We start from the raw sequence: 20,359 nt of genomic DNA, 5'->3' as shown, positions 1-20,359 counted from the left end.
CCCGCGCGCGCAGTCCCGGCCGCCGGTGTCACCGCCGCCACGCCCTGGGGAGCCCACCTCCTGAGGAGCACGCCATGCGTATCCCCATGCGCTCGCATCCGCACCACCCGCACCGGGGTCGGCGCCTGACGGCCGTCGCCGTCTCGTCCGTCGCCGCGGTCGCCCTGCTCGCACCGGCCGCCGCCGCGGCGCCCGCGCCGGCCACGGCCCCCGCCGCCACGAGCGCCTCCGTCACGATGAAGGCGCCCGACCCCTTCCTCTTCCAGTACACCTTCAACGGGCACCTGAAGATCGGCGGCGGCAACTTCACCGTCGGCGGCCAGGTCACCCTCCTCGTCAAGCTCAACAACGGCACGGTCATGTTCCGCCAGACGGTCACCGCGCAGACCCACCCGATCACCCCGGGCGGCGCCATCTACGTGGAGACCACGATCAGTTCGCCCTGCGCCCCCGGCAACAACGGCTACGCCCGCGCCTTCGACCACACCACCCAGACGTGGTCGCCACGGCTGCCCGTGCCGGTCTGCCAGCGCATCGACTGACCACCCGCCTCCCCCACTACTTCTGACGCTGCGTCAGTTCTCGTTATAGTGCTGCGACAGCCGTACCGGCACGCGCAGAGACGAGGGCGCTCATGACGCAGGCGACCGACCAGGTGACCGAGCACGGCGGAGGCGTCTGGTCGCTGCGGGTGCCCATCCCGGACAACCCCCTGGGCCACACCCTGGTCCACGTCCTCGACACCGACCGCGGCCCCGTCCTCGTCGACACCGGCTGGGACGACCCCGCGTCCTGGAGCGAACTCACCGGCGGGCTCGGCGTCCTGGGCATCGGCGTCCAGGACGTGCACGGGGTCGTCGTCACCCACCACCACCCCGACCACCACGGCCTGTCCGGCCGGGTCCGGGAGGAGTCCGGGGCGTGGATCGCCATGCACGCCGCCGACATCGCCGTCGTCCGCCGCACCGCCGACTCCGAACCGGGCCGGTGGCTCGACTACCTGGCCCGCAAGCTGGCCGCCGTCGGCGCCCCCGAGGAGCACACCGCCCCGCTGCTCGCCGCCCGCCGGGCCGGCGGCCGGATGCGGACCCTGCCAGGACTCGGCTCGGCCCTGCCCGACCGGGAGATCGTCCCCGGCAAGCTGCTCGACCTGGCCGGGCGCCGCCTGCGCGCGGTCTGGACCCCCGGCCACACCCCCGGCCACGTCTGCCTCCACCTGGAGGAGGCCCACCCGGCGGGGCTGCCCGGCCACGGCCGGCTCTTCTCCGGCGACCACCTGCTGCCCGGGATCAGCCCGCACATCGGCCTGTACGAGGACCCCGACGACGCCACCGGCCCGTCCGGCGACCCCCTCGGCGACTACCTCGACTCCCTCGAACGCATCGGCCGGCTCGGCGTCGCCGAGGTGCTCCCGGCGCACCAGTACGCCTTCACCGACGCAGCCGGCCGGGTCCGCGAGCTCCTCGACCACCACGAGGAACGCCTCGCCGGACTGCTCGCCCTGCTCGCCGTCCCGCTCACCCCCTGGCAGCTCGCCGAACGCATGGAGTGGAACCGCCCCTGGGCACAGATCCCGCACGGCTCCCGCAACATCGCCGTCAGCGAGGCCGAGGCCCACCTCCGCCGCCTGGTGAAACTCGGCCGCGCGGAAGCCGTGCCGGGGACGGAGCCGGTCGCGTACGTGGCGGTGTGACCCGGCACCGGTGTGACGCACGGCGCCCCGGGCCGGTGGGGCGCGGCCGGTAGAGTGGGCGGTCGTCGTCATGCCCGTACAGGGGGAAGCCGGTGGGAATCCGGCACTGACCCGCAGCCGTGAGCCGCCCGTAAAGGCGGCGAGTCGGAATGCCCGGTACGGGACGTGAGCGCCGGCATCGTCGAGGAATACGGTGCCGGAGGCCGGCTCCCCGGGTGCCTGGTGTCCGGTGCCCGCAGGAGAGGGACCCATGATCAGCGTTCGCCGTGTCGCCGCCGCACTCGCGGCCGGTGCCGTGCTCAGCACCACCGCCGCCGGAGTGGCCGCCGCCGCACCGTCGCCGACGCCCTCCCCCGTGAAGATCCCGGCCGGTCTGTACGGCACGGGCGACCCGACCTACGACGGCGTCTGGCGCCAGTCGCTCGCCTTCCTCGCCCAGCGCACCTCCGGCATCCAGCCCGCCGACCAGGCCGTGGACTGGCTGCTCGGCCAGCAGTGCGACTCCGGCGCCTTCGCCTCGTACCGCCCCGACCCGGCGAAGCCCTGCGACGCCAAGACCATGCTCGACAGCAACGCCACCGCCGCCGCCGTGCAGGCGCTCGCCGCGGTCAAGCGCCAGTCCGCCACCCCGGAGAAGGCCGACAAGGCCGCCAAGGCGGGCGCGGCCTGGCTCAAGAGCGTGCAGAACAAGGACGGCGGCTGGAGCTTCACGCCCGGCGGCCCCAGCGACGCCAACTCCACCTCCATCGCCGTCAGCGCCTTCATCGCCGCGGGCGAGCACCCCGGCGGGGTGAAGTCCGCCGACGGCAAGAGCCCGTACGACGCGCTCCTCACCTTCGCGCTGCCCTGCACGGACAAGGACGGCGCGGGCGCCTTCGCGTACCAGCCCGACAAGACCGGCAAGCTGTTCGCCAACGCGGACGCCACCGCCGCCGCCACCCTCGGCGGGCTCGGCAAGGGCATCACCGCCCGCGGCACCCAGCCCGAGCAGCCCCCGGTCTGCACGGACCTGCCGAAGCCGACCGTCGACCGGGCCGCCCTCAACGGCGCCTCCTACCTCGCCGCCCAGCTCGCCAAGACCGGCCACCTCACCGCCCCGCCGATGCCCGGCGCCGCCGAGACCGCCGAGCTCCCCGACTACGGCAACACCGCCGACGCCGTCGTCGCGCTCGCCGCGGCCGGCGCGAAGAAGGAGGCGGCCGGGGCCCTGGCCTGGCTGGAGAAGAACTCCGCCCCGTGGGCCAAGGGGAGCGGCCCCGCCGCCTACGCCCAGCTGGTCTTCGCCGCGCACGCCATGGACACCGACCCGCGCAGCTTCGGCAGCTCCGACCTCCTGGAGCAGCTGAACGCCACCGGCCCCGCCCCCAAGGCGCCCGACAACTCCCAGGCGTCCACCGCCGACGAGGAGGAGTCCGGCTTCGACATCTGGTGGATCATCGGCATCGGCACCGTCGTCGGCGTCGGCATCGGCTTCCTCCTGAGCGGCCGCAAGAAGTGAGGGCCCGCTCCGGGCTGGCCGGCGCCGCCGCCGGCCTCCTGATGCTGCTCGCCGCCGCGCCCGCGCAGGCCGCCGGCTACCGCTACTGGTCCTTCTGGGAGGGCGGCGGGAAGAGCGGCGGCTGGGCGTACGCCACGCAGGGCCCGGCGACCGCCCGGCCCGCCGACGGCGATGTCGTCGGCTTCCGCTTCGCCGTCAGCAACGACTCCGCCGACGCCTCGAAGCCCTCCGCCGCCCCCGACTTCGGTGTCGTCTGCGAGGGCGTGGCGAAGAAGGACGGCAGCAAGCGGGTCGCGGTCGTCATCGACTTCGGCGGCCCCGAGGACGCCCCGCCCGGCGAGACCCCGCCCGCGAAGACGCTCAAGGTCGGCTGCCCGGAGATCCGCGAGGACGCCACCGCCGCCGAGGCGCTGGCGGCGGTCGCGAAGCCGCTGCGGTACGACACCAACGCGATGCTGTGCGGGATCGCGGGCTATCCGGCGAAGGGCTGCGGCGAGCAGGTGGAGTCGACGGGCACGTCCGGCACGTCCGGCACGTCCGGCACGCCCGCCTCGAAGCCCGCGGCCTCGGCGCCCGCCGCCGCCCCCGCGCCCGCGCACTCCGGTGGTCCGTCGTTCGGGCTCGTCGCGGGCGGTGCCGCCGTGCTGCTCCTCGGCGTCGCCGGCGTCTGGCAGGCCCGCCGCCGCCGCGGATGACCCGCACCGGACGGCTGCGGGCCCCCGAGGCGAACCGCTCGAACGCCCTGCACCCGGGAGCCTGGTGGCTCTGGGCGCTGGGCCTCGCCGTGGCCGCCTCCCGCACCACCAACCCACTGCTGCTCGGGCTGCTCGTCGGCGTCGCGGGCTATGTCGTCGCGGCCCGCCGCACCGACGCGCCCTGGGCCCGCTCGTACGGCGCGTTCGTGAAGCTGGGCCTGTTCGTCGTCGCCCTGCGGGTGGTGTTCTCGCTGGTCCTTGGCTCGCCGATCCCCGGCGAGCGGCTGCTGTTCACGCTGCCCGAGGTGCCGCTGCCCGACTGGGCGCAGGGCGTGCGGATCGGCGGCCGGGTCACCGCCGAGCAGCTCGTCTTCGCCCTGTACGACGGGCTGAAGCTGGCGACCCTGCTGATCTGCGTGGGCGCGGCGAACGCGCTGGCCAATCCGGCGCGGCTGCTCAAGTCGCTGCCGGGGGCGCTGTACGAGGTGGGGGTCGCCGTCGTCGTCGCGATGACCTTCGCGCCGAACATGGTCGCCGACGTCGTCCGGCTGCGCACCGCGCGGCGGCTGCGCGGGCGTCCCACGGGCGGGGTGCGGGCGCTGCTCCAGATCGGGCTTCCGGTCCTGGAGGGCGCCCTGGAACGCTCGGTGGCGGTGGCCGCCTCCATGGACGCGCGGGGCTACGGCCGGACGGCCCAGGTGCCGCGCGCGGTGCGGCGCACCACCGCCGTGCTGACGGTCGGCGGGCTCCTCGGGGTGTGCGCCGGTTCGTACGGGCTGCTCGCCGCGCAGGGCGCCGGGTACGGCCTTCCGCTGCTGGCGGCCGGGCTCCTGGCGGCCGTCGCGGGGCTGCGGCTCGGTGGGCGGCGGGCGGTCAGGACCCGTTACCGCCCCGACCGCTGGGGCGTCCGGGCCTGGCTGGTCGCCGCCTCGGGCGTCGCGGTGGCCGTCGCCATGATCGCTGCCGCGTCGCTGGCTCCGGAGGCGCTGCGGCCCGGCGTCGTCCCGCTCCAGGCGCCCGAGCTGCCGCTGTGGCCTGCGGCGTCCGTGCTGCTCGGGCTGCTTCCCGCCTTCGTGGCGCCCGTTCCGAAGGAGAGCCCCCGATGATCCGCTTCGAGAACGTCTCGGTGACGTACGACGGCGCGGCCGCGCCCAGTCTGAGCGGCCTCGACCTGACCGTCCCCGAGGGTGAGCTGGTCCTGCTCGTCGGCCCGTCCGGCGTCGGCAAGTCGACCCTCCTGAACGCGGTGTCCGGCCTCGTCCCCCACTTCACCGGCGGCACCCTGCGCGGCCGGGTCACCGTCGACGGCCGCGACACGCGAACGCACCCGCCCCGGGAGCTCGCCGACCTGGTCGGGACGGTGGGCCAGGATCCCCTGGCCCATTTCGTCACCGACACGGTCGAGGACGAGCTGGCGTACGGCATGGAGTCCCTGGGCCTGGCCCCCGCCGTGATGCGGCGCCGTGTCGAGGAGACGCTGGACCTGCTGGGCCTGGCCGAACTGCGCGACCGGCCGATCGCGACGCTCTCCGGGGGGCAGCAGCAGCGGGTCGCGATCGGCTCGGTCCTGACCCCGCATCCCAAGGTCCTCGTCCTGGACGAGCCGACGTCGGCGCTCGATCCGTCGGCGGCGGAGGACGTCCTGGCGGTGCTCCAGCGCCTCGTCCACGACCTCGGTACGACGGTGTTGATGGCGGAGCATCGGCTGGAGCGGGTCGTGCAGTACGCGGACCAGGTTCTGCTGCTGCCGGAGGGGGTGCTGGGCGCGCCCGCCGATGTCATGGCCGTCTCCCCCGTTCACCCGCCGGTGGTGGCCCTCGGCCGGCTCGCGGGCTGGGAGCCGCTGCCGCTGTCCGTGCGGGATGCGCGGCGGGCGGCGGGGCCACTGCGGGAGCGGCTGGCGGGGCGGGAACCGGCACCTGCGGCGGGCCTTCTTCCCCACCCCGCCCCTTCCCGAAACCGGGGCGCTGCCCCGGACCCCGCGCCTCAAACGCCGGCGGGGCTGGATTCCCCACAGGCAAATCCAGCCGCACGGGCAATTCCAGCCCCGCCGGCGTTTGAGGCGCGGGGGTCCGGGGGCGGAGCCCCCGGTTTCGGGAAGGGGCGGGGTGGGGGAATCTTCCTCTTCCGGCGCCGCACCCGGACCGGCACCCGCACCAACGGCCCCACCACCCCCCTCGTCACCATCGACCGCCTCGCCGTCCGCCGAGCCCGCATCGAAGCCCTCCGCCAAATCACCCTCCAGGTCACCGCAGGCGAGACCATCGCACTCATGGGCCGCAACGGCGCCGGAAAGTCGACCCTTCTCGGCACCCTCGTCGGCATGATCACCCCCACGTCCGGCACCGTCCGCGTCGCCGGCCTCACCCCGCACGCCACCGACCCGAGATCCCTGATCCGCCACGTAGGGCTGGTCCCGCAGGAGCCGCGGGACCTGCTGTACGCGGACACGGTGGCCGCCGAGTGCGCCGCCGCCGACGCCGACGCGGGCGCCGCGCCCGGGAGCTGCCGGGCGCTGGTGGAGGAGCTGCTGCCGGGGGTCGCGGACGAGACGCATCCGCGGGACCTCTCGGAGGGGCAGCGGCTGACGCTCGCGCTCTCCGTCGTGCTGACGGCCCGGCCCCCGCTGCTGCTGCTCGACGAGCCGACCCGCGGCCTGGACTACGCGGCGAAGGCCCGCCTGGTGACCCGCCTGCGCGGCCTCGCGGCCGAGGGGCACGCGATCGTGCTGGCCACGCACGACGTGGAGCTGGCGGCGGAGCTCGCGCACCGTGTGGTGATCGTGGCGGGCGGTGAGGTGGTGGCGGACGGGCCGACGGCCGAGGTCGTCGTGTCCTCGCCCGCGTTCTCGCCGCAGGTCGCGAAGGTCCTCGCGCCCCAGCACTGGCTCACCGTCGAGCAGGTCGAGGGGGCGCTGTGAGCACGCGCGCCGCCCGCCCGATCCGCCTCGGCCCCCGCTCGGTCACCGCCCTCGTCCTGGTCTCCGTCGTCGGGCTGATCGCGGTCGGCTGGCCGCTCTTCGCCGACAAGGGCTCGGCGCTGACCGACCACGCCGCCGACGCCCCCTGGTTCTTCGCCCTGCTCCTCCCCCTCCTCATCGCGGTCGTCGTGGCGACCATCGCGGACTGCGGGATGGACGCGAAGGCGGTGGCGATGCTGGGGGTCCTCGCCGCCGTGGGGGCGGCGCTGCGGCCCCTGGGGGCGGGGACGGCCGGCCTGGAGCCGATGTTCTTCCTGATGGTGCTGAGCGGCCGGGTCCTGGGGCCGGGCTTCGGTTTCGTCCTGGGCGCGGTGACGATGTTCGCGTCCGCGCTGCTCACGGGCGGCGTGGGGCCCTGGATGCCGACCCAGATGCTGGCGATGGGCTGGTTCGCGATGGGCGCGGGCCTGCTGCCGGAGCGGGCGCGGGGCCGGGGGGAGCTGTGGATGCTCTCCGCGTACGGCTTCCTGGCGGCCTTCGCGTACGGCACGGTCACCAATCTCTACGGCTGGGTGACGGTCGGCGGCCTGGGGCACGGGGTCTCGTTCCAGGCCGGGGATCCGGTCCAGGAGAACCTGGTCCGCTTCCTGGCGTACGTGGCCGCCACCTCCCTCGGCTGGGACCTCGGCCGGGCCGTGCTGACGGTGGTGCTCACCCTGACCGTCGGCGGCGCGCTCCTGAAGGCGCTGCGGCGGGCCACCCGGCGGGCGAACTTCGAGGCCCAGGTCACATTCGAGGCCCCTGAGAAGGCCCTCGCGGGTGAGGCGCCTCATAGGACCCACGTCACGTACGACGAGAAGTAGTAGACCGGGGCGAGTAGGACAAATACCCCCATAGACCGTCTTGAGCTGCGGAAACGGGGCGGCGGACAGAGCGGGACCTGTGGCGCGGGTCCGAACCTTCCTCGTACTGGGGGTGATTGCGCCGCCGCCCGGGGTTTGTTTCTCTGGTGGACGTCGCCAGGCAGCCGGTGCTCACCGCAACGGCACGGCCGGCCGGTTCCCCCCAGTACCCGGGTCTCCCGGGCCCTGGTTCCGGCATGCCGGAACACCTGGCGCGACCCCAGTCCCCGACGTTAGGTACACGTTTTGTTCCGCTCGATCGCCACTCGCGCCAACTCCCGCAAGAAGTCCTTCGCCGTGACCGCAGCGGTGCTGCTCGGCGCCTCGGGTGCGGTGCTCGGCACGACGGGTACGGCCTCGGCCGCCACCCCCCAGGAGATCGCTCGACAGATCGTCCCGCCGGCCCAGTACGCGTCCTTCAGCAAGATCGTCGAGCACGAGTCCGGCTGGAACCACACCGCCACCAACTCGTCCAGCGGCGCCTACGGCCTGGTCCAGGCCCTGCCCGGTTCGAAGATGTCCTCGGCCGGTTCCGACTGGAAGACCAACCCCGCCACGCAGATCAAGTGGGGTCTGGACTACATGAACGAGCGCTACGGCTCCCCGAACGGCGCCTGGAACTTCTGGCAGTCGCACGGCTGGTACTAAGAGTCACCACGCCGCACCGCCGCGACGCGCACCCGCAAGGCCCCGCCCTCCGCATGGAGGGGCGGGGCCTGCGGCGTTTCCGGAGAGCGTTTCCGGGGGGGCGTACGCGCCCGGGGTCAGAGCCGCTGGATGATCGTGCCCGTCGCCAGCGCGCCGCCCGCGCACATGGTGATCAGCGCGAATTCCTTGTCCGTCCGCTCCAGCTCGTGCAGCGCGGTGGCGATGAGCCTCGCCCCGGTGGCGCCGACGGGGTGGCCGAGGGCGATGGCGCCGCCGTTGACGTTGACCTTCTCCAGGTCCTGGTCGAAGACCTGCGCCCAGGAGAGCACGACGGAGGCGAAGGCCTCGTTGATCTCGACCAGGTCGATGTCCTTGAGGGACATCCCGGCCTTGCCGAGCACCGCCCGGGTCGCGTCGACCGGCCCGTCGAGGTGGTAGTGGGGGTCGGCGCCGACCAGGGCCTGGGCGACGATCCGGGCGCGCGGGCGCAGCTTGAGGGCGCGGGCCATGCGCTTGGAGGCCCACATGATCGCGGAGGCGCCGTCGGAGATCTGGGAGGAGTTGCCGGCGGTGTGGATCGCGGTCGGCATGACGGGCTTGAGCCGGCCGAGGCCCTCCATGCTGGTGTCGCGCAGGCCCTCGTCGCGGTCGACCAGCCGCCACATGCCGTGACCGGCCGCCTGCTCCTCCTCGGTGGTGGGGACCTGGACGGCGAAGGTCTCGCGCTTGAACCGCTCCTCGGCCCAGGCGACGGCGGCCCGCTCCTGGGAGAGCAGCCCGAGGGAGTCGACGCGCTCGCGGGTGAGGCCGCGGCGGCGGGCGATGCGCTCGGCGGCCTCGAACTGGTTGGGCAGGTCGACGTTCCACTCGTCCGGCCAGGGCTTGCCGGGGCCGTGCTTGGAGCCGGAGCCGAGCGGGACGCGGGACATCGCCTCGACGCCGCAGCTGATGCCGATGTCGATGACGCCGGCCGCGACCATGTTGGCGACCATGTGGCTGGCCTGCTGCGAGGAGCCGCACTGGCAGTCGACGGTGGTGGCGGCCGTCTCGTACGGGAGGCCCATGGTGAGCCAGGCGGTGCGGGCGGGGTTCATGGACTGTTCGCCGGCGTGGGTGACCGTACCGCCGACGATCTGCTCGACGCAGTCGGCGTGGATGCCGGTCCGGCCGAGGAGCTCGCGGTAGGTCTCGCCGAGGAGGTAGGCGGGGTGGAGGTTGGCGAGCGCGCCTCCGCGCTTGCCGATGGGGGTGCGTACGGCTTCGACGATGACGGGTTCCGCGGCCATGAGCTCGTCCTCTCCTCGCCCGCCCGGGGTGTCCCGGCACTCCGGTGCGGGCTCACATCCGGAACTGGTACGCGTTCTAGTTCTGGGTGCAGTCTTATGACTGCTACCGCGGGTACGCAAGGGTCCGGAACGCAACAGTTCCCGTGTCATGCCTTGCCTCTTGCAGAACTCGTTACTACCTTTCCCGGCAACTTCTGATGGGTCGTCAGACAACGGATCCGGCCACGGATCCGACAGGATCAGACAAGGACGTGTTGCCGATGCCCTGCCCGCATCTCTCCGAAGGCTTCGACGCCACCGACCCCGATCTGCTCCAGGACCGGATCCCCCATCCGGAGTTCACCCAGCTGCGGCAGACCGCGCCCGTCTGGTGGTGCGCCCAGGCCCCCGGCGTCACCGGCTTCGCCGACGAGGGCTACTGGGCCGTGACCCGGCACGCCGACGTCAAGTACGTCTCCACCCACCCCGAGCTGTTCTCCTCGAACGAGAACACCGCCGTCATCCGCTTCAACGAGCACATCTCCCCGGACCAGATCGAGGTCCAGAAGCTGATCATGCTCAACATGGACCCGCCCGAGCACACCCGGGTCCGCCAGATCGTCCAGCGCGGCTTCACCCCGCGCGCCATCCGGAGCCTGGAGACCGCGCTGCGCGACCGGGCCCGCGCCATCGTCGAGGAGGCGAAGGCCGCGGCCGGCGAGGGCGGCACCTTCGACTTCGTCACCAAGGTCGCCGTCGAGCTGCCGCTCCAGGCCATCGCCGAACTCATCGGCGTACCGCAGGAGGACCGGGCCCGGATCTTCGACTGGTCGAACAAGATGGTCGCGTACGACGACCCCGAGTACGCCATCACCGAGGAGATCGGCGCCGAGGCCGCGATGGAGCTCATCGGCTACTCGATGAACCTCGCCGCCAGCCGCAAGGAGTGCCCCGCCAAGGACATCGTGAGCCAGCTGGTGGCCGCCGAGGGGCAGGGCAACCTCTCCTCCGACGAGTTCGGCTTCTTCGTGCTGCTGCTCGCCGTCGCCGGCAACGAGACCACCCGCAACGCGATCAGCCACGGCATGCACGCCTTCCTCACCCACCCCGACCAGTGGGAGCTCTACAAGCGCGAGCGGCCCGCGACCGCCGCCGAGGAGATCGTGCGCTGGGCGACCCCGGTCGTCTCCTTCCAGCGGACCGCCACCCAGGACACCGAGCTCGGCGGGCAGTTGATCCGCAAGGGCGACCGGGTCGGCGTCTTCTACTCCTCCGCCAACAACGACCCCGAGGTCTTCGAGAACCCCGAGCTCTTCGACATCACCCGCGACCCCAACCCGCACCTCGGCTTCGGCGGCGGCGGGCCGCACTTCTGCCTCGGCAAGTCCCTCGCCATCAAGGAGATCGAGCTGATCTTCGAGGCGCTCGCCGACGAACTGCCCGATCTCACCCTCGCGGGCGACCCGCGCCGGCTGCGGGCGGCGTGGCTCAACGGCATCAAGGAGCTCCAGGTCAGGGTGGCCTGAAGCCCGGGGAGGCGGGGCTCCACCCCCACGCCGACAGCCCCGCCTCCCGTACGGAATGGACCCGACGGCACGTCACGAGCGGTGTACGTTCGGCCGCATGAGCAACGACCAGGACCGATGGACCGCCGTCGACCACTACTTCACCGAGCTCCTCGCCCCGGCGGACGAGGCGCTCGACGCCGCGCTCGCCGACTCCACGGCCGCCGGGCTTCCGGAGATCGCCGTCGCCCCCAACCAGGGCAAGCTGCTGAACCTCCTCGTCCACGCGCAGGGCGCGCGGAACGTCCTGGAGATCGGCACCCTCGGCGGCTACAGCACCATCTGGCTGGCCCGCGCGCTGCCCGCCGACGGGCGGCTGATCAGCCTGGAGTACTCCCCCGTCCACGCGGACGTGGCCCGCGCCAACCTCGCCCGCGCGGGCCTCGACAAGACCGTCGAGGTCCGCACGGGCGCGGCCCTGGACACGCTGCCGCTCCTCGCGGAGGAGGGCGCGGGGCCCTTCGACTTCGTCTTCATCGACGCCGACAAGGTCAACAACCCGCACTACGTCTCCTGGGCCCTGAAGCTGTCCCGCCCCGGCACCCTGATCGTCGTCGACAACGTGGTGCGCGGCGGAAAGGTCGCCACCGCCCACCCGGACGACCCGGCGATCACCGGCACCCGCGCCATGTTCGACCTGGTCTCCCGCGAGCCCCGGCTCGACGCCACCGCCTTCCAGACGGTGGGCACGAAGGGGCACGACGGGCTGCTGATCGCCCGCGTGCTGGCCTGACCGCGAACCGGTCATATCCTGCCCTTCATGAGCATCGTGAAGATCAACGTACTGACCGTCCCGACAGAACAGCGCGAGGTCCTGGAACAGCGCTTCGCCTCGCGCGCCGGGGCCGTCGAGGGCTCGGACGGCTTCGAGTGGTTCGAGCTGCTGCGCCCGATGGAGGGCACCGACTCCTACCTCGTCTACACCCGCTGGCGCAGCGAGGAGGACTTCCAGAACTGGATGAACGGCTCCATGAAGGCCGCCCACCAGGGCACCACGGGCGGCGAGACCGGGACCGAACGCCCGAAGCCCGCGGCGTCCGGCTCCACCCTGTGGTCCTTCGAGGTCGTCCAGCAGGCGGCACCGAAGGGCTGAGCCGGGGGAGCGAGCCGGAGAGCTCGTACGGTGCGGAGCTCCTACCACCGCGTCCCGGACACCCCTAGGGGGCGTGGTGGTCGCCCGGTGGCTCCGGTGTGCGGGGGCGTTCGGCGTCCGAGCCGCCTAGTTCGGCCGTCAGCTCCTCGACCAGCTGGACCAGGTCGGTCGGGCGGTCCGGGCCCCACCAATCGCCGAGCAGGTCGGACAGGGAGTCCTCGCGCGCCTTGGCGAGCCGTACGGCCGTCTGGGCTCCGTCCTCGGTGAGCACGAGCTGGACGCCCTCCCTGGCCACCAGGCGCCGTTCCTCCAGCTGCCGGGCGCCTTCGGTGATCACCCGTAGGGGTACGGGGGTGGTGTCGGCGAGCAGGGAGGGCTCCACGGTGCCGTGCCTGCGTACCCGGAGGAGCAGCCAGCTCGCGGCCGGCAGCAGGTCGAGCCCGGCGCGCGCGGTGATCTTCTCGTACACCTGCTTGCGGCCCGCGCGGGAGCCGAGCAGGGACAGCGCGCGGGCGCACTCGTCGTGGGAGGAGCGCTCGACGGGGTTGGAGGCGAGGGTCTGGCTGGTGTCGGGCGCGGTGACCGCGCCGCGCAGCGGGTCCTCCTTCAGGAAGCAGGCGACGACGAAGCCGACCATGACGACCGGCGCCGCGTACAGGAACACGTCGGTGATGGACGTGGCGTACGCGTGCAGCACCGGGGGCCGCAGCTCCGGCGGGAGGGCGCCGATGGCCCGGGGGTCGGCGGCGATCTGCGCGGCTCCGGTGCCGGGCGGCAGCGGCTGCCCGGCGAGCGCGTCCGCCAGCTTGTCGGTGAGGCGGCTGGTGAAGACGGTGCCGAAGATGGCGACGCCGAAGGAGGCGCCGATGGAGCGGAAGAAGGTGGCTCCGGAGGTGGCGACGCCCAGGTCCTGGTAGGAGACGGCGTTCTGCACGACGAGGACCAGGACCTGCATGACGAGGCCGAGTCCCGCGCCGAAGACGAAGAAGTAGGCGCTCATCTCCGCGGTGGAGCTGTTCTCCGTCAGCCGGTGCAGAAGGAGCAGGCCGAGGGCGGTGACGCCGGTCCCGGCGATCGGGAAGACCTTCCAGCGGCCGGTGCGGGAGACGATCTGGCCGGACGCGGTCGAGGTGAGGAGCATGCCGAGGACCATGGGCAGCATGTGGACGCCGGACATGGTGGGGGTGACGCCCTGCACGACCTGGAGGAAGGTCGGCAGATAGGTCATCGCGCCGAACATCGCGAAGCCGACGATGAAGCTGATGACGGAGACCAGGCTGAAGGTCCGGATCCGGAACAGCTTGAGCGGCAGCACGGGTTCGGCCGCCCGCCGCTCCACGTACACGAACCACACCAGCAGGACGGCGCCGAGGACGGCGAACCCGATGATCTGAGGCGAGCCCCAGGCCCAGGTGGTGCCGCCGAGGGAGGCGACCAGGACCAGGCAGGTGGCGACCGAGGCGATGAGGAAGGTGCCGAGGTAGTCGATGGTGTGGCGGGTGCCGCCGACCGGGATGTGCAGCACGGCGGCGATGACGAAGAGGGCGACGATGCCGACGGGCAGGTTGATGTAGAACACCCAGCGCCAGGAGAGGTGTTCGGTGAACAGACCGCCCAACAGCGGCCCGAGCACGCTGGTCGTGCCGAACACCGCGCCGAACAGGCCCTGGTAGCGGCCGCGTTCGCGGGGCGGGACGAGGTCGCCGACGATCGCCATCGACAGCACCATGAGCCCGCCGCCGCCCAGGCCCTGGAGGGCGCGGAAGCCGATGAGCTGCGGCATGTTCTGGGCGATGCCGCAGAGCATGGAGCCGATGAGGAAGAGGACGATGGCGCCCTGGAACAGCTTCTTGCGCCCGTACTGGTCGCCCAGCTTGCCCCACAGGGGTGTGGCGGCGGTCGACGCCAGCATGTAGGCGGTGACGACCCAGGAGAGGTGCTCCATGCCGCCGAGATCGCTGACGATGGTCGGCAGGGCGGTGGAGACGATGGTCTGATCGAGCGCGGCGAGCAGCATGCCGAGCAGCAGTGCGCCGATCGCGACGTTGACGGTGCGGCGGTTCTGGCCCTCCCCGGGCGCGGGGTCGCCGCCGGCGCGCGGCGCGCGTACTTCCTGGGCCATGGGCGTCTCCTCCGGCCGGGCCGCTGGGGTTCATCCCCCTCCGTCCCTCCCCATCCTGGTGGGTTTGCCCCGCTATGGCCCGTGGAGGGCCCCCAAGAGGCCTCCAGAAGGGCACGGCTGTTCACTCCACCGGGGCAGGCGGGCTGCATAATCGCTCGCAGTTGAACCGGGGAGGGACCCAACGATGTCCGGACACGTCTGTCCTGAATGCGGTGTACACAGACCGGGCTGCGCCTGCGCCCGCGCGGAGGCGCAGGCCGTGGAGGTGGCCGCGGCGGAGGACTTCGATCCGCTGCGCATCCGGCCGTATGTGACGCTGAGCTCGACGGAGGACGCGACGGCGATGCTTCCGGGGGTTCCGGGGGCGGGGGCGGGGGCGCCGCCCGGGCCGCTTCCCGGGCCGCTTCCGGCCGAGGTGCCCGCGCCGCGATCGGCCGGGGATCCGTCCCAGACGATGCCGCTGTTCCTGCCCGGCGTGGCGGAGCGGGCGTCGGCGTACGGGGAGGGGCACGCGCCGGCACATTCGCCCGCCCCCGGGTACGCCCCCGACGCCACCGCTACCCCCGGGTACGAGCCCTCGCCCGACCCCTACGAGTCCGCGCACACCCTCGCGTACGCCCCCGAAGGGCGCGGGCGCTCCGGGCGGGGCCGGACCCTGGTGGTCGCGGGCGTGGTCGCGGCCGCCGTCGTGGGCACGGCGGTGATGGCGGCCGCGATGATCGGCGGGGACGGCACGGACGACCGGGCCGCCGTCCCCGAGGTCACGACCAGCGCGTCCGAGAACATCGCCGTCTCCGAGGAGCCGAGCACCGCGCCGACCCCGACCGAGACGGCCTCCCCCTCCGCCCGGACCGCCTCGGCGGCCCCCACGGCCTCCGCCTCCCCGAAGACCGTCCGGACCTCGGCGGCCGCCACCACGGCGGCACCGGCCACGGCACCCCCGAAGACCGCGCCGTCGAGCGCGCCCGAGGCGGTCCCGAGCGCCACCGAGGACCAGGGCGGGCCGACCCTGAGCCTGGGCTCCACCGGCGACGAGGTGGCGGAGCTCCAGCGGCGCCTGAAGGAGCTGTGGCTGTACAACGGGCCGGAGGACGGGACCTTCTCGAAGAAGGTGGAGCGCGCGGTCAAGGTCTACCAGTCGTACAAGTACGTCGGCGGCGACCCCGAGGGCGTCTACGGGCCGAGCACGCGCCGCGCGCTGGAGGCCGACACGACGGGCTGAGGGGGCGGCGGCGGGGTCCCGCGATACGGACGGAGTGGCGCGAAGGCCACCCGTTTTTGTATCGTGGAGAAACAAAGTGGCCCCGCCCGCACTCCCTGACCGGTGGGCGGGACCGCTCTGTCTCCGACCACCCCTCCTGGAGATCCCTGATGACTGCCACCACCCCGGCGTCGTTCACCGCACGTGCCCTCCTGCTCGACATGGACGGCACGCTCGTCAACTCCGACGCCGTCGTGGAGCGCTGCTGGCGGCGCTGGGCGGAGCGCCAGGGACTCGACCCGGTCGAGACCCTGAAGGTGGTGCACGGCCGTCAGGGGTACGCCACGATGGCGGTCCTGCTGCCGGAGCGCCCGATGGAGGAGAACTACGCCGACAACCGGGTCATGCTCGCCGAGGAGACCGCCGACCTCGACGGGGTCGTGCCGGTGCCGGGCGCGCCCGCGTTCATGGCCGCCCTCGCGACCCTGCCGCACGCCCTGGTGACCTCCGCCGACGAGGCGCTGGCCCAGGCGCGGATGGGCGCGGCGGAGCTGCCGATGCCGGCGACCCGGGTGACCGCCGAGGGCGTGAGCGCGAGCAAGCCGGACCCGGAGGGCTTCCTGAAGGGCGCGGCGGAGCTGGGCTTCGCCCCCGAGGACTGCGTCGTCTTCGAGGACTCCGAGGCGGGCATCCAGGCGGGCCGCGCGGCCGGCATGCGCGTGGTGGGCGTCGGCCCCCGCGCCGCCGCCTTCGCCCCGGACGTCCACGTCCAGGACCTGACCCGACTCCGCGTCGAGCCGGGCACGAACGGCACGATCACCCTGACCTTCGTCTGAGCACCCCCGCCGTCCAGGACCGCCCTATGCGGTGCGCCAGTGGACGAAGGACGCCTCGCCCGGCAGGGTGACGCTGATCGTTCCCCGGCGAAACGCCTCGTCCCCGAGGAGTCGGCGGAGGAACTCGGCCATCCCCAGGTGGTGCAGCTGCATCTCGGGGTGGGTGTGCCTGCCGCAGATCAGGAGGGGCCATCGGTCCGGGTCGTCGCCCTCGGTCACCCAGCAGTAGATGTCCGCGCCCGAGGTGACGCCCCACGCCACGATCGATGCGGGGTCGACGTCGAAATCGGCTCCGCCGCCGCACATCTCCCAGGTCTCGCGGGCGTTCTCCGTCTCGGGCCCGAGGCCGGGGCCCTCCGCGTAGGGGTATCCCTCGGCGTGGAGTGCGGGCAGCAGGACGCTGATCCCGTCGCTGATCACCCCCGACCCGTACACCTCCATGAAACGGACGTAGTCCGAGGGGAAGCGGGTCCCCCAGGCAGCCTCCACCTCGGCCCAGTCGACCTGGTCGCCCGCCGCCGCCGGCACCGGGAGGAACGCCTCCAGTGCCGCCACGGCATCGGTACCCGCCGGCCCGCTCATCCCGTCCCCCACTCGCCTTCTGTGATGTCAGCTGTCAGCGGGTCCCAACCTACGACGCCCGGTCGCCGTGGTGAGAGGTGGCCCGGTCGGCCCGGACCAGCCGCCCCCGCGCCACCAGCTCCAGCGTCACCGCGACCGCCACCGCCTGGACCAGCAGCAGTGCGACCAGGACGAAGAGCTGGACCGCGCCCGCGTGCAGGGGTGACGCGCCGCCCAGGAGCATGCCGACGAACGCGCCCGGGAGGGTGACGAGCCCGACCGTCCGGGTCTGGTCCATGCCGGGCAGCAGCGCGTCGGAGGCGGCCTCGCGGGCCACCTCCAGGCGCGCCTCCCGTTCGGGCAGGCCGATCGCGAGGCCCGCCTCGACCTCCCCCCATCTCCCCCGGATCTCGTCGAGGGCGCGCCGCCCGGCGAGGACGGTGGCCGTGAGCGCGCCGCCGATGAGGATCCCGGTCACCGGGATGAGCGTGATGCCGCGCGGCGGTACGAGACCGGTGAGGACCAGCGCCGACACGACCGGGACCACGCCCGCCGCGATCGGCACGGCGGCCCACCGCCAGGCCCGGCCGGGCGCGGGCACGATCCGCCGCCCGGCCGTCCGTACCGCCACCGCGTACATCAGCAGCAGGAAGCAGACCAGCAGCGGCGTCGAGCGGACCACCCACCCGATCACCAGGGACACCGCCACGAGCTGGACGGCCGCGCGGGCTCCCGCGACGAGCGTGTCGCGGGCGCGGCCGAGGCGGGCCAGCGCGACGACCCCGGCGGCGAGGACGAGCAGAACGGCGAGAACCGCCCCGAAAGTCACATTCACGTCCACGAGCACGCGCCAACCCTAGGACCCCGCACGGGAGCTGTCGGCACGTCACACCCCTTGATGTGACGTGCCCATGTCGCCACCCTGTTACCTGGCGCACCCCTCACGGAAACCCGGCGACGTCACGATGACCGGGCCGCCCGGCGCCCATCCGCACCCACGCGGGGGCCGGCCACGGCCACGGTCCCCCCACCTCAAGGGAGTTCGCATGTCCGTCGTCAGCGTCTACGCGCGTCGAATAGGCGTCGCCGCCGCCTCCGCCGCCCTCGCCGCCACCGGTCTGCTCGCCACCGCCCCGGCCGCCCAGGCCGCGCCGCCCACCCCGGTCAGCGCCGCCACGGCCCGCACCTACCTCGCCGCCCTGACGGTCCAGGCGGCCGGCTCCACCACGGGGTACAGCCGGGACCTCTTCCCGCACTGGATCACCCAGTCCGGCACCTGCAACACCCGCGAGACGGTCCTCAAGCGGGACGGCGTGAACGTCGTGACGGACGCCGCCTGCGCCTCGGTCAGCGGCAGTTGGTACTCGGAGTACGACGGCGCCACCTGGACCGCCGCCTCCGACCTGGACATCGACCACGTCGTCCCGCTCGCCGAGGCCTGGCGTTCGGGCGCCAACACCTGGACGACCAGCCAGCGGCAGTCCTTCGCCAACGACCTGACCCGCCCCCAGCTCATCGCGGTCACGGACAACGTCAACCAGGCCAAGGGCGACAAGGACCCGGCGCAGTGGATGCCCTCGCGCACGGCGTACCAGTGCACCTACGCCCGCATGTGGGTGCACGTGAAGTACTACTGGAACCTCAGCGTCGACCCGGCGGAGAAGAGCGCGCTCCAGGCGACCCTCGACGGCTGCTGATTCCCCCTCGGTCCCGAAAGAAGCGGAATGTTGAAGTTGCAAGTACTAGTGAGGGGTGCCTAACCTAAGGGCTTCGGCGAAACCGAAGGAGCCCCCCACATGAACACGCTCGCCCCGCGCCTGAATCAGGCGCAGCCCTACGCCCTCGGCCTGTTCCGGATCGTCATCGGCCTGCTCTTCGCCTGCCACGGCGCCGCCTCGCTCTTCGGAGTGCTCGGCGGCGCCAACGGCGGCGGCACGGTGCCGACCGGTTCCTGGCCCGGCTGGTACGCGGCCGTCATCCAACTCGTCGCCGGTGCCCTCGTCCTGCTGGGCGTGGGCACCCGCAGCGCCGCGTTCATAGCCTCCGGCTCGATGGCGTACGCGTACTTCGACGTCCACCAGGCCGAGGGCCTGTTCCCGCTGCAGAACGGCGGCGAGACCGCGGCCCTGTTCTGCTGGGCCTTCCTGCTGCTCGTCTTCACCGGGCCGGGCGCCCTGGCACTCGACCGCGTCTTCGGCGCGCGCGGCCAGGCCGCCGGGGCGGCGGCCGAGGCGAAGCGCCCGACGGTCGCGGCGTAACCCCGCCGGACCACCCGCGCCACCCGCGCCACCCGGGGCCGGAAGCCGCCGTCGCGGTTTCCGGCCCCGGTCGGTCCCGCCGCGACCGCCCCCACGTAGGCTCTGGCCCTGTGAACGTGCTCGACGGCACGGGGTGGTCACTGCAGGCGCTGACCTCGGGCCCGTGGATCTACGCGGCGGTGATGACGTCGATCCTGCTCGACGTCCTGCTGCCCGTGCTGCCGAGCGGCATCCTGGTGGTCACGGCCGCCACCGCCTCCTCCGCCGCGTCCGTGGCCGCCGCCCCGGGAACGGCGACGGCCGGCGCGTACGCCCCCTCCCTGCTCCCCCTTCTGCTCTGCGCGGCCACCGCCTCGGTGCTCGGCGACCTCCTCGCGTACCGCCTGGCCAGAAGCGGCGGGACCAGGCTGGCCCGAGCCGTCGCCCGCTCGCGCCGCCTGGCCTCGGCGCAGGAACGTCTCGGCGAGACCCTCGCGCGCGGCGGCGGCCTGCTCGTCGTCCTCGCGCGCTTCGCCCCGGCCGGGCGCTCGGTGGTCTCCCTCGGCGCCGGCGCGACGGGCCGCCGCCTCCAGGACTTCCTGCCCTGGTCCGCCCTGGCGGCCGCGGCCTGGGCCACGTACAGCGTCGGGCTCGGCTGGCTGAGCGGCCGCTGGCTGGGCGCGACCTGGCTCGGCGCCTGCGTCCCGGTGCTCGCCCTGTTCCTGGCGGGCGGGGTCGCCGCCTACGTCATACGGCGTCCGGCTGCGGCTCCCGCGACGGCGGGCTGACGGCCGGACGGGCCGGATGCGAGTGGGCCGCATGCGGATGGGCCGGATGCGGATGGGCCGGATGCGGATGGGCCGGATGCGGATGGCTCCCCCGTATCTCCAGGCCGTCCAGGAGACGCGCGGTCGCCTCCGCGATCTCCTCCACGGCCCGGTCGAACACCTCGCGGTTGTGCGCGGCGGGCGCCCGGAAGCCGGAGACCTTGCGGACGTACTGGAGGGCGGCGGCGCGGATGTCGTCCTCGGTGGCCTCCTCGGGGAGGGCCGGCGGTCGGAGAGTCTTGATGCTGCGGCACATGCCTCCAGTGTGACGCGCCCCACTGACAACGCCAGCCGCC

General features: G+C 73.4%; 20 protein-coding genes, 1 pseudogene and 1 riboswitch. Of the genes and pseudogenes, 16 read left to right on the top strand and 5 right to left on the bottom strand.

Translation table 11 applies throughout. The annotated features are described in order from the left end of the window. The first annotated feature begins 74 nt into the window (after positions 1-74). The 8 genes from ABTZ54_RS31520 (at position 75) to ABTZ54_RS31485 (ending at position 8,356) form a co-directional block, all read left to right on the top strand. Positions 75-542, top strand: coding sequence for a hypothetical protein (locus tag ABTZ54_RS31520; RefSeq protein ID WP_351669755.1), 468 nt, complete (start codon positions 75-77; stop codon positions 540-542). A 92-nt stretch (positions 543-634) separates the two neighbouring features. Next, positions 635-1,693, top strand: a complete 1,059-nt coding sequence (locus ABTZ54_RS31515; protein ID WP_351669752.1) for a Strvi_7410 family MBL fold metallo-hydrolase — start codon at positions 635-637, stop codon at positions 1,691-1,693. Between the two features lie 82 nt (positions 1,694-1,775). Then, positions 1,776-1,848, top strand: a riboswitch (cobalamin riboswitch). A 98-nt stretch (positions 1,849-1,946) separates the two neighbouring features. After that, complete coding sequence (locus ABTZ54_RS31510; RefSeq protein ID WP_502997346.1) at positions 1,947-3,191, top strand: SCO2321 family membrane protein; 1,245 nt, start codon at positions 1,947-1,949, stop codon at positions 3,189-3,191. A gap of 41 nt (positions 3,192-3,232) precedes the next feature. Further along, positions 3,233-3,886 carry an SCO2322 family protein gene (locus ABTZ54_RS31505; protein ID WP_351669850.1) on the top strand — a complete coding sequence of 218 codons (654 nt, stop codon included), beginning with the start codon at positions 3,233-3,235 and terminating at the stop codon, positions 3,884-3,886. Beyond that, positions 3,883-4,992 carry an energy-coupling factor transporter transmembrane component T gene (locus tag ABTZ54_RS31500; RefSeq protein ID WP_351669746.1) on the top strand — a complete coding sequence of 370 codons (1,110 nt, stop codon included), beginning with the start codon at positions 3,883-3,885 and terminating at the stop codon, positions 4,990-4,992. Before ABTZ54_RS31505 ends, ABTZ54_RS31500 begins: the two co-directional genes overlap by 4 nt. After that, positions 4,989-6,806 carry an ABC transporter ATP-binding protein gene (locus ABTZ54_RS31495; RefSeq protein WP_351669743.1) on the top strand — a complete coding sequence of 606 codons (1,818 nt, stop codon included), beginning with the start codon at positions 4,989-4,991 and terminating at the stop codon, positions 6,804-6,806. Before ABTZ54_RS31500 ends, ABTZ54_RS31495 begins: the two co-directional genes overlap by 4 nt. After that, on the top strand, positions 6,803-7,669 hold the full coding sequence (locus tag ABTZ54_RS31490) for an ECF transporter S component (protein WP_351669740.1): 867 nt from the start codon (positions 6,803-6,805) through the stop codon (positions 7,667-7,669). The genes ABTZ54_RS31495 and ABTZ54_RS31490 overlap by 4 nt, the downstream gene beginning before the upstream one ends. A 285-nt stretch (positions 7,670-7,954) precedes the next feature. Then, positions 7,955-8,356 (top strand): aggregation-promoting factor C-terminal-like domain-containing protein, encoded by a 402-nt coding sequence (locus ABTZ54_RS31485; protein WP_351669737.1) that lies wholly within the window; start codon positions 7,955-7,957, stop codon positions 8,354-8,356. Positions 8,357-8,472: 116 nt separating this feature from the next. On the opposite strand, the gene ABTZ54_RS31480 is transcribed toward ABTZ54_RS31485, so the two are convergent. Then, complete coding sequence (locus ABTZ54_RS31480; RefSeq protein ID WP_351669734.1) at positions 8,473-9,642, bottom strand: steroid 3-ketoacyl-CoA thiolase; 1,170 nt, start codon at positions 9,640-9,642, stop codon at positions 8,473-8,475. Positions 9,643-9,902: 260 nt separating this feature from the next. On the opposite strand from ABTZ54_RS31480, the gene ABTZ54_RS31475 reads away from it, so the two are divergent. The 3 genes from ABTZ54_RS31475 (at position 9,903) to ABTZ54_RS31465 (ending at position 12,279) form a co-directional block, all read left to right on the top strand. Then, entirely contained in the window at positions 9,903-11,147 is a 1,245-nt protein-coding gene (locus tag ABTZ54_RS31475; RefSeq protein ID WP_351669731.1) for a cytochrome P450, read from the top strand. A gap of 97 nt (positions 11,148-11,244) precedes the next feature. Beyond that, positions 11,245-11,919, top strand: coding sequence for an O-methyltransferase (locus ABTZ54_RS31470; RefSeq protein WP_351669729.1), 675 nt, complete (start codon positions 11,245-11,247; stop codon positions 11,917-11,919). A gap of 27 nt (positions 11,920-11,946) precedes the next feature. Continuing rightward, positions 11,947-12,279 carry an antibiotic biosynthesis monooxygenase family protein gene (locus ABTZ54_RS31465; protein ID WP_351669726.1) on the top strand — a complete coding sequence of 111 codons (333 nt, stop codon included), beginning with the start codon at positions 11,947-11,949 and terminating at the stop codon, positions 12,277-12,279. Between the two features lie 64 nt (positions 12,280-12,343). Here ABTZ54_RS31465 and ABTZ54_RS31460 read toward each other — a convergent pair whose 3' ends face one another. Continuing rightward, complete coding sequence (locus ABTZ54_RS31460) at positions 12,344-14,401, bottom strand: MDR family MFS transporter (RefSeq protein WP_351669724.1); 2,058 nt, start codon at positions 14,399-14,401, stop codon at positions 12,344-12,346. A 259-nt stretch (positions 14,402-14,660) separates the two neighbouring features. Between ABTZ54_RS31460 and ABTZ54_RS31455 the strand changes: the two genes are divergently transcribed. Together ABTZ54_RS31455 and ABTZ54_RS31450 are read left to right on the top strand one after the other, a co-directional pair. Then, positions 14,661-15,623 (top strand): peptidoglycan-binding domain-containing protein, encoded by a 963-nt coding sequence (locus tag ABTZ54_RS31455; protein ID WP_351669721.1) that lies wholly within the window; start codon positions 14,661-14,663, stop codon positions 15,621-15,623. A 149-nt stretch (positions 15,624-15,772) separates the two neighbouring features. After that, positions 15,773-16,438: an HAD-IA family hydrolase gene (locus ABTZ54_RS31450; RefSeq protein ID WP_351669718.1), complete on the top strand. Its 666-nt coding sequence runs from the start codon at positions 15,773-15,775 to the stop codon at positions 16,436-16,438. 24 nt (positions 16,439-16,462) lie between these two features. Here ABTZ54_RS31450 and ABTZ54_RS31445 read toward each other — a convergent pair whose 3' ends face one another. Both ABTZ54_RS31445 and ABTZ54_RS31440 read right to left on the bottom strand, forming a co-directional pair. Beyond that, a complete protein-coding gene (locus tag ABTZ54_RS31445; RefSeq protein ID WP_351669715.1) occupies positions 16,463-16,993 on the bottom strand; it encodes an SMI1/KNR4 family protein in 531 nt (176 codons plus the stop codon). A 76-nt stretch (positions 16,994-17,069) separates the two neighbouring features. Next, positions 17,070-17,846, bottom strand: a complete 777-nt coding sequence (locus tag ABTZ54_RS31440) for an ABC transporter permease (protein ID WP_351669712.1) — start codon at positions 17,844-17,846, stop codon at positions 17,070-17,072. 199 nt (positions 17,847-18,045) lie between these two features. Between ABTZ54_RS31440 and ABTZ54_RS31435 the strand changes: the two genes are divergently transcribed. The 3 genes from ABTZ54_RS31435 (at position 18,046) to ABTZ54_RS31425 (ending at position 20,024) form a co-directional block, all read left to right on the top strand. After that, the gene (locus ABTZ54_RS31435; RefSeq protein WP_351669709.1) at positions 18,046-18,696 is read left to right on the top strand and encodes an HNH endonuclease family protein; all 651 of its coding nucleotides are present in this window, start codon (positions 18,046-18,048) and stop codon (positions 18,694-18,696) included. 99 nt (positions 18,697-18,795) lie between these two features. Further along, positions 18,796-19,257 carry a DoxX family protein gene (locus ABTZ54_RS31430; protein ID WP_351669706.1) on the top strand — a complete coding sequence of 154 codons (462 nt, stop codon included), beginning with the start codon at positions 18,796-18,798 and terminating at the stop codon, positions 19,255-19,257. Between the two features lie 182 nt (positions 19,258-19,439). Beyond that, on the top strand, positions 19,440-20,024 hold the full coding sequence (locus ABTZ54_RS31425) for a DedA family protein (RefSeq protein ID WP_351669847.1): 585 nt from the start codon (positions 19,440-19,442) through the stop codon (positions 20,022-20,024). An 88-nt stretch (positions 20,025-20,112) separates the two neighbouring features. On the opposite strand, the pseudogene ABTZ54_RS31420 reads toward ABTZ54_RS31425, so the two are convergent. Continuing rightward, positions 20,113-20,319: pseudogene (locus ABTZ54_RS31420) on the bottom strand (DUF2277 domain-containing protein); the annotation flags it as partial. Between the last annotated feature and the right edge of the window lie 40 nt (positions 20,320-20,359).

Origin of the sequence: Streptomyces sp. NPDC094032, from assembly GCF_040303965.1 — a bacterium.
Taxonomy (GTDB): domain Bacteria; phylum Actinomycetota; class Actinomycetes; order Streptomycetales; family Streptomycetaceae; genus Streptomyces.
The sequence above is the reverse complement of the archived record's forward strand: the minus strand, read 5'-3'. Positions and strand labels throughout refer to the sequence as shown.

What these genes read in the sequence shown, in the direction of transcription:
- ABTZ54_RS31520 (WP_351669755.1), top strand. Translation starts at nt 75, where the DNA reads ATGCGTATCCCCATGCGCTCGCATCCGCACCACCCGCACCGGGGTCGG.
- ABTZ54_RS31515 (WP_351669752.1), top strand. Translation starts at nt 635, where the DNA reads ATGACGCAGGCGACCGACCAGGTGACCGAGCACGGCGGAGGCGTCTGG.
- ABTZ54_RS31505 (WP_351669850.1), top strand. Translation starts at nt 3,233, where the DNA reads ATGCTGCTCGCCGCCGCGCCCGCGCAGGCCGCCGGCTACCGCTACTGG.
- ABTZ54_RS31500 (WP_351669746.1), top strand. Translation starts at nt 3,883, where the DNA reads ATGACCCGCACCGGACGGCTGCGGGCCCCCGAGGCGAACCGCTCGAAC.
- ABTZ54_RS31495 (WP_351669743.1), top strand. Translation starts at nt 4,989, where the DNA reads ATGATCCGCTTCGAGAACGTCTCGGTGACGTACGACGGCGCGGCCGCG.
- ABTZ54_RS31480 (WP_351669734.1), bottom strand. Translation starts at nt 9,642, where the DNA reads ATGGCCGCGGAACCCGTCATCGTCGAAGCCGTACGCACCCCCATCGGC.
- ABTZ54_RS31475 (WP_351669731.1), top strand. Translation starts at nt 9,903, where the DNA reads ATGCCCTGCCCGCATCTCTCCGAAGGCTTCGACGCCACCGACCCCGAT.
- ABTZ54_RS31470 (WP_351669729.1), top strand. Translation starts at nt 11,245, where the DNA reads ATGAGCAACGACCAGGACCGATGGACCGCCGTCGACCACTACTTCACC.
- ABTZ54_RS31465 (WP_351669726.1), top strand. Translation starts at nt 11,947, where the DNA reads ATGAGCATCGTGAAGATCAACGTACTGACCGTCCCGACAGAACAGCGC.
- ABTZ54_RS31460 (WP_351669724.1), bottom strand. Translation starts at nt 14,401, where the DNA reads ATGGCCCAGGAAGTACGCGCGCCGCGCGCCGGCGGCGACCCCGCGCCC.
- ABTZ54_RS31450 (WP_351669718.1), top strand. Translation starts at nt 15,773, where the DNA reads ATGACTGCCACCACCCCGGCGTCGTTCACCGCACGTGCCCTCCTGCTC.
- ABTZ54_RS31435 (WP_351669709.1), top strand. Translation starts at nt 18,046, where the DNA reads ATGTCCGTCGTCAGCGTCTACGCGCGTCGAATAGGCGTCGCCGCCGCC.
- ABTZ54_RS31430 (WP_351669706.1), top strand. Translation starts at nt 18,796, where the DNA reads ATGAACACGCTCGCCCCGCGCCTGAATCAGGCGCAGCCCTACGCCCTC.
- ABTZ54_RS31425 (WP_351669847.1), top strand. Translation starts at nt 19,440, where the DNA reads ATGACGTCGATCCTGCTCGACGTCCTGCTGCCCGTGCTGCCGAGCGGC.